This is a genomic window from Actinocrinis sp. (assembly GCF_035938995.1).
Classification (GTDB): domain Bacteria; phylum Actinomycetota; class Actinomycetes; order Streptomycetales; family Catenulisporaceae; genus DASZGI01.
Map to the genome: position 1 here is coordinate 1 of NZ_DASZGI010000126.1, position 9,186 is coordinate 9,186.

Sequence of the window (9,186 nt, forward strand, 5' to 3'; positions counted from 1 at the left end):
GCGCGGACCCGGGGTGGTCTCCCCACACAACCCCTCCGGGTCGTCCCGTGGTGTCTGACGGACAGGTGTGGCCCGGCACTGGCGGACCGCTGCGGCCGGGTGCTGACAGATCGGTGCGGCCAGGCGCGTCACACAAGTCAGGTCACACAAGTCAGGTCACGCAGGGCAGGTCACTGGGGCAGGTCGCGCATGCAAGGTCACGGGCGGCAGGTCACTGGGGGCAGGTCACGGCCGCAGTCAGCCGAGACACTCGGATAAGACACATGCACCGGAAACCTAGGCTGACTACGATCTAATGATGTGACCGCGCGTGGATCCCAGAGCCAGCCGCCGGATCCGCGGCAGCTCATCGCCCTGTTCGCCGATCGGGCGCGGCTGCGCGTCTACGCGGCCCTGATGCTCGCCCCGGACGATACGCCCCAGTCAGCCGCCGAGTTGGCCGAGCGGGCTGGAGTGCCGGTCCGGGAGGCCTCGCGCGCACTGACTCGGTTCGAGGACGTCAGTCTCGCCGAACGCGCGGGTGAGGGCTGGGTGGCCACCCCCGAGGAGACGCTGCGTTCCGCAGTCGCGGCGCTGCCGAAGCAGAAGGACGACGCGCTCCCCGGCATCGTGCCCACGGACGAGGCCACGGCGTCTCTTCTGCGCGGCTTCTTCGCGCGGGGCAGGCTCACGCATGTGCCGCTCGCGCACGCCAAGCGGATGGTCGTGCTGGATTATATCGCCCAAGCGTTCGAACCGGGCGTGCGCTATCCCGAGGCCGAGGTCAACGAGATCCTGCTGAAGTTCCACGACGACTGCGCGGCGCTGCGCCGCTACCTGGTCGACGCGGACTTCCTCAGCCGCTCGGAGAACTTCTATTGGCGCACCGGCGGCTCCGTCAATCTGTGAACCGCCGCCTTGGCGCGTACGTTTGCCTTGTGTTCGCCGATGTCACCTCTGCTGCCTGGTGATACGCGTGCACACTTGTGGAAGACAGCCGAACCAGTGAGGAGCACAACCGCCGATGCCCGTCAAGGTATTCGGACTGCCCACCCACATCCTTCTGATACACGTGGCGGTCGTCGGTATCCCCCTAGCCTGCCTCGTCGTCATCGCCGTGGCCGCGCGTCCCTCGTGGCGGCGCAAGTTCGGCATCTGGGCCGCAGTCCTCGCCGTCCTGGTCACCGCACTGACCTACGTCACCCAGTTGGCGGGCGTCGCGCTGTTCAACCACGCGCCGTACCTGCAGAAGATCGCCCAGCAGCACAAGAACCTCGGCCAGACGCTCGTCTACTTCGTCGGCGCGATGGCCGTTCTGATGATCATCCTGGTTGTCGCCGACCGCGCCGGATACGCCGACCACCACGCCGCGATGGTCACCATCACCGCGTTGACGATCGCCGCGAGTGCCGTCTGCCTGGTGCGTGTCGTCCAGGTCGGCGACTCGGGTGCCCGCGCGGTCTGGGGCGGAATCAACCTGTCGGACGCTGCGCCGACCAATACTGTGCCGATCAATTCTGAGCCGACCAATACTGTCGGGCACAGCACGGCGATCACCCGAGCGCAGAGCTAACGAAAAGGGGCGACCACCGACTCCGGGCGGGCTCCAGGCCGGGGACCAGCGGCGTCCGGCGCGGGTGAAACAATGCGGGCATGGCCGATCAGCTTCCCGTCCAGTACTTCAAAGGCCGCGACGGCGTCCAGCTCGCCTACCGCGTCACGGGTCCGCAGGACGGGCGGCCGCTGGTCCTGATCCACGGCTACTTCTCGACGGCGCACGAGAACTGGGTCCGCTACGGCACCGCCGCCCGGCTGGCGGCGCTTGGCTACCACGTGGTACTGCCGGACCTACGCGGCCACGGCGAGAGCGCCCGGCCGCACGATCCGGCCGCCTATCCGCCCGACGCGCTGGCCGACGACGGCTTCGCGCTGCTCGCCCACCTGGGGCTCACCGACTACGACCTCGGCGGCTACTCGCTGGGGGCACGGACCGTGGTGCGGATGCTGGCGCGCGGAGCGACACCGGCCCGAGCGATCGTGGCGGGAACCGGGCTGGACGGCGTCGTGGACGCGGTCGGGCGCGGAGGCTACTTCCTGCGGGTGCTGGACAGCCCGGGAACCTTCGAGCGCGGCTCGTCGGAGTGGCGCGCCGAGGCGTTCCTCAAGACGATCGGCGGCGATCCCGTGGCGCTGCGGCACGTCCTGGCCACCCAGGTCAACACTCCGCTGGAATCGCTGGCCTTCATCGAGGTGCCTGCCCTCGTGCTGATCGGGGCACAGGACGAGGCTCACGAATCCGCGAAGGAACTGGCCGCGGCTCTCCCCGAGGGCCGGTTCGCGGAAGTGCCGGGCAATCACATGAGCGCGGTCACCAAGCCCGACCTCGGCACGGCGATCGCGGAGTTCCTGGGCGAGGCCGGGCGCTGACTGAAGGAACGAGCTCTACAGGACGACGCCCTCGACGGTGATGGGACCGTCCGGCCAACGTCGCAAGGCGACGCGGTCACCCGGGCGCGGCCACATGCGTCCCCCGGCTTTAGCGCGGGCCGCCGCGAGCAGAAGCGCCGCACAATACGTCGCGCGGGCCGCTCCCGACGTCATGAGGACGAGGGCTCCGGATTGATCACAACGCACGATCCGGCCGGGGAGCAGCCCCGGCGCCGAGCGATCGAGTTCCGCCAGATCCGCCTCGGACCAACCGAGACCGTCGGCAGGGACGGGAACCAAGGGCGCCTCCGAACGGCGTCGGCCGCGGCGCCGCTTGCCTGACGTCGGCGTGTGCGCGCGCGGTGGGGGCACGTCGTCGGCCGGCGCTGGGTCGCCCGTGGCGGCGCTTGCCTGCATCGTGACCTCCCACTGTCCGGGCGATGGCCCGGGGCCACCGCCTGATCGGCGCTGGGTCCGACCCGTGCGCCGGTTGCCTGGTGCGTTGTCAAATATCCGTTATGCGGATGATCGAGTCATCCTAGGCGACGGGACGGGTCCTGTCTCGACTTTATTTTCACCGCTTCCGCCATCGGATTCGACGGCTTTTCCTGTTCCCGGAGCGGCCGCGCTGGTCTGTGCGGATCTACCCGCCCGTGCGGCGTTGAACACCGCACCCACCAGGACCGCGAGCGCCGTGATGTACAGCCACAGCAGGATCGCCGCGGTAGCAGCCAGCCGGCCGAAGCCAACGCCCCCCGCGCCGTTCTCGCCGGTCTGCAGATACACGCGCAGCAAGGCGGAGCCCGCGGCCCACGCCACGAGCGCCACCAGAGCGCCCGGCAGGCCGGTGCGCCAACGTGGACGGTCTGGCAAGGCCAGATGGTAAAGCGTGGTGACGAAGACGACCAGCGCCATGGCCAGCACCAGCCACGCCAGAGGCGCGAGCAGCGAGGCCGCGGCCGGAATCAAACGGCTCAGCAGCTCAGGCCCGGCGACGAGCAGCGGCAGCGCGGCCGCGCAGAGCAGCAGGGCCGGGAGGTAGAGGACGAGCGAGAGCAGGCGGGTGCGCACGATCCCGCGACGGCCGGACTGCCCGGAGGCGATCGTGATCGTGTCGATCGCCACGTTCAGCGCCCGCGAGCCGGACCACAGCGCGACCAGAAACCCGAGCGAGACCACGTCGGCGTGCCCGGAGGCGAGCATCGAGTGGACAGCCGGGGTGACCGTCTGGCGGACCTCCCGGGCCGACAGGACCGTTCCCGCGGTCGACGTCATCTCCCGCTCCAGCGCCGCCGCGCGGGCCGGGCCGAGCGCCCCGTGAAGGTAGCCGAGGACGCCGACCGTGCCGAGCGCGAGCGGGGGCAGGGACAGCAGCGCCCAGAACGCCGCCTCCGCGGACATCCCGGTGATCCGGTGGCGCAGGCACAGCGACAGCGTCTCGCGGGCGAGCGAGCGGGGTCGGCGCGGCGGCGTGACAGTCTCCGGCGGCGCGGTCTGCGGCGGGGGTGCCGCGGTGGCCGCCCGCTCAGCTGTATCCGTGCGCTCAGCTGTATCCGTATACATCCTGATTTCTCGGTCGCTAACGGTACGCACCGTCGGCGCCCCACGGTACCCGCCGAGTGGGCGAACGCTCAACAGGAGGCCGGCCGATCCGGGGTGGACGCGGCAAGCGGACACCGGGTTCCCGCCCGGTGCCGGGGAAAACGGACAAGGCGGTCCTAGTCGGCTCAGCGCCGTAAAGTTCCGGTAAAGAGCCCTCTGGAAGTCCGTTTTGTCCAGGCCCACGGGAATATCTTTTCGCCGCAGGTGCTCCCGACACCCGGTCCACCCCCCGGATCGGACGCGGGCGGCGCCTGACGCCGAATCCGGCCCCTGCGGCCGGAACCGGGGAACCACCGGATCGCCCAGCCCAGCCGCGGATCCCACACAGCGTCAGCTGTTCCGCTCGGGTCAGGGTCGTCCAGGGGTGAATCGGCGCCGACCGGGCCCGTGGGCTCGCCAGGCGTCGTAGGGCACTGTGTCACCGGCGATGTAGCCTTCTGACACGGGAGCGCGCCGCGCTTCCGCTTTCCGGCCCGAACCCGTCAGCTCACCCGGTAGGCGCCAGGAAAGCGACTGCTTGCATTGGAGTGCGCGCGAGATGGCGTCCCATAGACGGGCGACGGTACCGCTCAGGTCGGTCATGACCCTGACCGCCACGACCGCGGCGGCCGCCGCCGGGGTGGGCCTCACCGCGACCGCGGGCCACGCGGACTCGGTCAGCACCATCGAGGCGCAGGTCACCACACTCAACTCGCAGGCCGAGCAGGCCACGAACGTCTACGACGGCGCCATGGAGCAGATGGCGAACCTGCAGAAGCAGGTGGACGCCATCCAGGGCGAGGCCGCCACCTCGCAGCAGGCCATGAACAACCTGCTCGCGACGCTCGGCCCGCTGGCCGCCGAGCAGTACCGGTCCGGTTCGGTGGACCCCACGCTCGAGCTGATGCTGTCCAACCACCCGGACACCTACCTTCAGCAGGCCTCTGTGATGAATCAGATGGGCCAGAACGAGCTGATCGCGCTCAAGTCGCTGAAGATCCAGCAGGCGCAGCTGGCCGAGCTGAAGAAGGAGGCCGCCGACCGCCTCGCCCAGCTCCAGCAGGCGGAGAACCAGGCGGCGCAGGCCAAGGACCAGGTCGTCGCCAAGTTCCGGCAGGCCCAGGACCTGTTGTCCCAGCTGACCTACACCGAGCAGCAGTCGCTCTCGTACGGGACGGTGACGGCGGAGCAGATAGCCTCGCTGCCGAAGGTCGGGGGCCGTGCGGGCGTCGCGATAGCGTACGCGGAGTCCAAGATCGGCATGTGGTACCAGTGGGGCGGCGAGGGCGACCCGAGCTTCGACTGCTCCGGACTGGTCGAAGCCTCGTACGCGGCTGCGGGCATAAGCCTGCCGCGCACCACATACGAGCAGGTCAACATGGGCTACTCGGTGCCCGCGCTGCTCAACCTGCTCAGCCCCGGCGACCTGATCTTCTACGCCGGCGATGAGCACGTGGCGATCTACGTCGGCAACGGTGTCGTGTTCCATGCGCCGCGGACAGGCATGCAACTCGGCTACGCGCCGTGGAACATGATGCCTATATCGGCGGTCCGGCGCGTCGTCTGATCGCTCCACTCGGCTATATGGCGTACCGCGCTGTTGCGCATGTCGTCGGCATGGCGACCACGATGACCGTCACCCTCACGACCGACCGCGAGCCGCTGCCGCGAATTCGATCGCCTCGTTCCCGCAGGGCGACCTCGCCGTGATCAAGCTGGACGATCCGCCTAAGGAGCTGGCCGTCAGCACCTTCGCCGACTCCTCGAAGCTGAAAATCGGTCAGATCGTGCTGGCCATGGGCACGCGGACGGGTCCACGTCCACGGTCACCGTGATCCTCGGCACCCTGGCCCTGAGCTGAGCGGCGGTACCGTCCCCGGCCCAGATCGTCTCAAATTATCGTCCGCATACTGGGATCGGCTGGACGCTCCCGCACGACGGATGGCACTCTCAATCTGATCACCACCGTCGAAAAAGGACTCCTCCATGGCTGAGTCGAACACGCCCGCGTCCTCCGCGACTGGCCGGAGCGTGCGCAGCCACCAGGTGCGGCGGCACCGGGGCGAGGGGCAGTGGGCGAAGGGGCACTTCACCCCGCTCAACCCGAACGAGCAGGTCAAGAAGGACGACGACGGCCTGAACGTACGCGCCCGGATCGAGAACATCTACGCGGTGCGCGGCTTCGACGCGATCGACGGGCAGGATCTGCGCGGCCGGATGCGCTGGTGGGGGCTGTACACCCAGCGGCGTCCGGGGATCGACGGCGGCAAGACCGCGATCCTCGAGCCGCACGAGCTGGACGACGAGTACTTCATGCTGCGGGTCCGCATCGACGGCGGCCGGCTCACGGTCGCGCAGCTGCGGGCGATCTCCGAGGTGTCCACCACCTACGCGCGCGACACCGCCGACATCACCGACCGGCAGAACATCCAGCTGCACTGGATCCGGATCGAGGACATGCCCGCGATCTGGAAGATCCTCGAGTCGACCGGCCTGCAGACCACCGAGGCCTGCGGTGACACCCCGCGCGTCATCCTCGGCTCGCCGGTGGCCGGGGTGTCGCGCAGCGAGATCATCGACGGGACGCCGGCGATCGAGGAGCTCCATCGGCGGTTCGTCGGCTCGAAGGACTTCTCCAACCTGCCGCGCAAGTTCAAGACGGCGGTCTCGGGGTCGCAGGACGTGGTGCACGAGGCGAACGACGTCTCGTTCGTCGGCGTGGTGCACCCGGATTTCGGCCCCGGCTTCGACCTCTGGGTGGGCGGAGGCCTGTCCACCAACCCGCAGTTCGCCAAGCGGCTCGGCGCGTTCATCCCGCTGGAGGACGTGCCGGACGTGTGGGCCGGGGTCGCCGGGATCTTCCGCGACTACGGCTACCGGCGGCTGCGCACCCGCGCGCGGCTGAAGTTCCTGGTCGCGGACTGGGGCGCCGAACGGTTCCGTGAGGTGCTGGAGACCGAGTACCTCAAGCGCAAGCTCACCGATGGTCCCGCGCCCGCGCACGTGCCGCCGCAGGAGCGCGACCACATCGGGATCCACGAGCAGAAGGACGGCGCGTTCTACGTCGGCTTCGCCCCGCGGGTCGGCCGGGTGGACGGCGTCACGCTCGGCCGGATCGCGGACCTGGCGGAGGCGGTCGGCTCGGACCGGATCCGCACCACGACCGACCAGAAGATGCTGATCCTGGACGTGCCCGGGGACCGCACCGAGTGGTTGGCCGGGGAGCTGAAGGCGCTCGACCTGCAGGTGCGGCCCTCGGTGTTCCGCCGACACACCATGGCGTGCACCGGCATCGAGTTCTGCAAGCTGGCGATCGTCGAGACCAAGGCGCTGGCCTCGGCGACGATCGACGAGTTGGAGAAGCGGCTGCCGAACTTCGACACCCCGATCACGATCAACGTGAACGGCTGCCCAAACTCCTGCGCCCGGATCCAGACGGCGGACATCGGCCTCAAGGGTCAGCTGGTCCGCGACGCCGACGGCAACCAGGTGGAGGGTTTCCAGGTGCACCTGGGCGGCCATCTGGGTGCGGACCACGATGACGAGGGCTCGTTCGGCCGCAAGGTCAGGGGTCTCAAGGTCACCGCGACCGAGCTGCCCGACTACATCGAGCGGGTGCTGCGCGCCTTCGAGGCGGACCGGGCCGCGGGCGAGGGCTTCGCCGTGTGGACGGCGCGGGCGACCGAGCAGCAGCTGTCCTGACGGGCCCGGCTCCCGGAGGATCAGCACGCGATCAACGTCCGACGGCGCCGTCATCATGCGGCCCCACCGGGCGTCGTGCACGTGAGCGGCGTCTCAAAATCTCAGATGGGCGTCCGCATCATGGAACGGGCTGGACTTGAACGCCCGAAAAATGGCACTCTCTTGCTATGTCGCGCTCCGGTATAGCTCTTGTTGGTCGACGCCACGTCGACTTCAAGCGCGTCGCGAGCGCCGTCTGTATGCCGACCCGTTGACCCCTGCCCGCCTGTTCTGATCAGGGCTTCTCAGCCCTTCGCGGGTGCCGGGGCGCGTCGGCCGGACATCTCCTTGTGTGCACCGCTCCGGTCTCGCGCGGCGGCGCCCCACCGCGCCGACCTGGAGGACTCCAGTCCATGAACGCCGACGGCGAGAGCGGCCAGCGCGCCGCGCCGCAGTACTGCCCGTACTGCGGGGACGAGGACCTGCGCCCCGAACCGATCAGCCACCGCGCCTGGCACTGCCGGTCCTGCGCGCGCGTGTTCGAGGTCTCCTTTGTCGGTCTGAAGCTGAAGGCGGATGCGTGATGAGCTCGACCCTGGTCGAAGCCGATCTGCGGGCGCTGGCCGACGAGGCGGACGCCCGGCTCGCCGACGCGAGCGCGGCCGAGATCGTCGCGTGGGCCCGCGAGCAGTTCGGCGACGGACTCGTCGTCGCGTCCTCGATGGCGGACACGCACCTGGTGCATCTGGCGCAGGCAGCGGCCCCGGGGATCGACGTGCTCTTCCTGGATACCGGCTACCACTTCGCGGAGACGATCGGCACCCGGGACGCGGTCGCCCAGGCCTACCAGGTCAACCTGATCTCCATCACGCCGCGGCAGACGGTGGCCGAGCAGGACGCCGAGTACGGGCCGAAGCTGCATGCCCGCAGTCCGGACCAGTGCTGCGCGCTTCGCAAGGTCGAGCCGCTGGAGCGGGGCCTGAAGCCGTACGCGGCGTGGATCAACGGGATGCGCCGGGAGGAGTCGCCGACCCGGACGGACATCCGGGTGGCGGACTACGACGCCAAGCGCAACATGATCAAGATCTCGCCGATCGCCGCGTGGACCCAAGGCCAGGTGGACGCGTACATCGAAGACAACCAGGTACTCATCAACCCATTGTTCTTCGACGGCTACACCTCGATCGGCTGCGAGCCGTGCACCCGTCGGCCGCTGCCCGGCGAGGACCCGCGGGCCGGACGCTGGGCGGGCTTCGGAAAGACCGAGTGCGGACTGCACGCGTGAGCGAGGAGACTGAGATGACCGTTCTGACCGATGCCCCCTCACGACCACGCCAGCTCTCGCACCTCGAAGCACTGGAATCCGAGGCCATCCACATCTTTCGGGAGTCGGTGGCGGAGTTCGAGCGTCCGGTGTTGTTGTTCAGCGGGGGTAAGGATTCGATTGTGATGCTGCATCTGGCGGTGAAGGCGTTCTGGCCGGCGCCGGTGCCGTTCGGGTTGTTGCATGTGGATACC

The 9,186-nt window shown here is 69.2% G+C and carries 11 protein-coding genes; 10 read left to right on the plus strand and 1 reads right to left on the minus strand.

Annotated elements, in window-relative coordinates; translation table 11 throughout:
* The first annotated feature begins 300 nt into the window (after positions 1 to 300).
* The 3 genes from VGZ32_RS08360 (at position 301) to VGZ32_RS08370 (ending at position 2,406) form a co-directional block, all read left to right on the plus strand.
* Positions 301 to 888: a DUF2087 domain-containing protein gene (locus VGZ32_RS08360; protein ID WP_326885299.1), complete on the plus strand. Its 588-nt coding sequence runs from the start codon at positions 301 to 303 to the stop codon at positions 886 to 888.
* A 115-nt stretch (positions 889 to 1,003) separates the two neighbouring features.
* Positions 1,004 to 1,552 carry a DUF2231 domain-containing protein gene (locus VGZ32_RS08365; protein ID WP_326885300.1) on the plus strand — a complete coding sequence of 183 codons (549 nt, stop codon included), beginning with the start codon at positions 1,004 to 1,006 and terminating at the stop codon, positions 1,550 to 1,552.
* An 80-nt stretch (positions 1,553 to 1,632) separates the two neighbouring features.
* Positions 1,633 to 2,406, plus strand: a complete 774-nt coding sequence (locus tag VGZ32_RS08370) for an alpha/beta fold hydrolase (RefSeq protein WP_326885301.1) — start codon at positions 1,633 to 1,635, stop codon at positions 2,404 to 2,406.
* A gap of 516 nt (positions 2,407 to 2,922) precedes the next feature.
* On the opposite strand, the gene VGZ32_RS08375 is transcribed toward VGZ32_RS08370, so the two are convergent.
* On the minus strand, positions 2,923 to 3,969 hold the full coding sequence (locus VGZ32_RS08375) for a YihY/virulence factor BrkB family protein (RefSeq protein ID WP_326885302.1): 1,047 nt from the start codon (positions 3,967 to 3,969) through the stop codon (positions 2,923 to 2,925).
* 619 nt (positions 3,970 to 4,588) lie between these two features.
* Between VGZ32_RS08375 and VGZ32_RS08380 the strand changes: the two genes are divergently transcribed.
* From VGZ32_RS08380 to VGZ32_RS08405, 7 genes are all read left to right on the plus strand, one after another.
* Complete coding sequence (locus VGZ32_RS08380; RefSeq protein ID WP_326885303.1) at positions 4,589 to 5,554, plus strand: NlpC/P60 family protein; 966 nt, start codon at positions 4,589 to 4,591, stop codon at positions 5,552 to 5,554.
* 139 nt (positions 5,555 to 5,693) lie between these two features.
* Entirely contained in the window at positions 5,694 to 5,822 is a 129-nt protein-coding gene (locus tag VGZ32_RS08385; RefSeq protein WP_326885304.1) for a hypothetical protein, read from the plus strand.
* Between the two features lie 151 nt (positions 5,823 to 5,973).
* The gene (locus VGZ32_RS08390) at positions 5,974 to 7,689 is read left to right on the plus strand and encodes a nitrite/sulfite reductase (protein ID WP_326885305.1); all 1,716 of its coding nucleotides are present in this window, start codon (positions 5,974 to 5,976) and stop codon (positions 7,687 to 7,689) included.
* 167 nt (positions 7,690 to 7,856) lie between these two features.
* Complete coding sequence (locus VGZ32_RS29025) at positions 7,857 to 7,943, plus strand: putative leader peptide (RefSeq protein WP_414642512.1); 87 nt, start codon at positions 7,857 to 7,859, stop codon at positions 7,941 to 7,943.
* Positions 7,944 to 8,081: 138 nt separating this feature from the next.
* On the plus strand, positions 8,082 to 8,252 hold the full coding sequence (locus VGZ32_RS08395; protein ID WP_326885306.1) for a hypothetical protein: 171 nt from the start codon (positions 8,082 to 8,084) through the stop codon (positions 8,250 to 8,252).
* Positions 8,252 to 8,953 carry a phosphoadenylyl-sulfate reductase gene (locus VGZ32_RS08400; protein ID WP_326885307.1) on the plus strand — a complete coding sequence of 234 codons (702 nt, stop codon included), beginning with the start codon at positions 8,252 to 8,254 and terminating at the stop codon, positions 8,951 to 8,953. Before VGZ32_RS08395 ends, VGZ32_RS08400 begins: the two co-directional genes overlap by 1 nt.
* Positions 8,954 to 8,967: 14 nt before the next feature.
* Positions 8,968 to 9,186: phosphoadenosine phosphosulfate reductase family protein (locus VGZ32_RS08405; RefSeq protein ID WP_326885308.1), on the plus strand; the 219-nt coding region annotated here is incomplete at its 3' end.

Bases quoted from the DNA above. Each gene is read 5' to 3' on its own strand.
- VGZ32_RS08365 (WP_326885300.1), top strand. From the start codon at position 1,004: ATGCCCGTCAAGGTATTCGGACTGCCCACCCACATCCTTCTGATACAC.
- VGZ32_RS08370 (WP_326885301.1), top strand. From the start codon at position 1,633: ATGGCCGATCAGCTTCCCGTCCAGTACTTCAAAGGCCGCGACGGCGTC.
- VGZ32_RS08375 (WP_326885302.1), bottom strand. From the start codon at position 3,969: ATGTATACGGATACAGCTGAGCGCACGGATACAGCTGAGCGGGCGGCC.
- VGZ32_RS08380 (WP_326885303.1), top strand. From the start codon at position 4,589: ATGACCCTGACCGCCACGACCGCGGCGGCCGCCGCCGGGGTGGGCCTC.
- VGZ32_RS08390 (WP_326885305.1), top strand. From the start codon at position 5,974: ATGGCTGAGTCGAACACGCCCGCGTCCTCCGCGACTGGCCGGAGCGTG.
- VGZ32_RS29025 (WP_414642512.1), top strand. From the start codon at position 7,857: ATGTCGCGCTCCGGTATAGCTCTTGTTGGTCGACGCCACGTCGACTTC.
- VGZ32_RS08395 (WP_326885306.1), top strand. From the start codon at position 8,082: ATGAACGCCGACGGCGAGAGCGGCCAGCGCGCCGCGCCGCAGTACTGC.
- VGZ32_RS08400 (WP_326885307.1), top strand. From the start codon at position 8,252: ATGAGCTCGACCCTGGTCGAAGCCGATCTGCGGGCGCTGGCCGACGAG.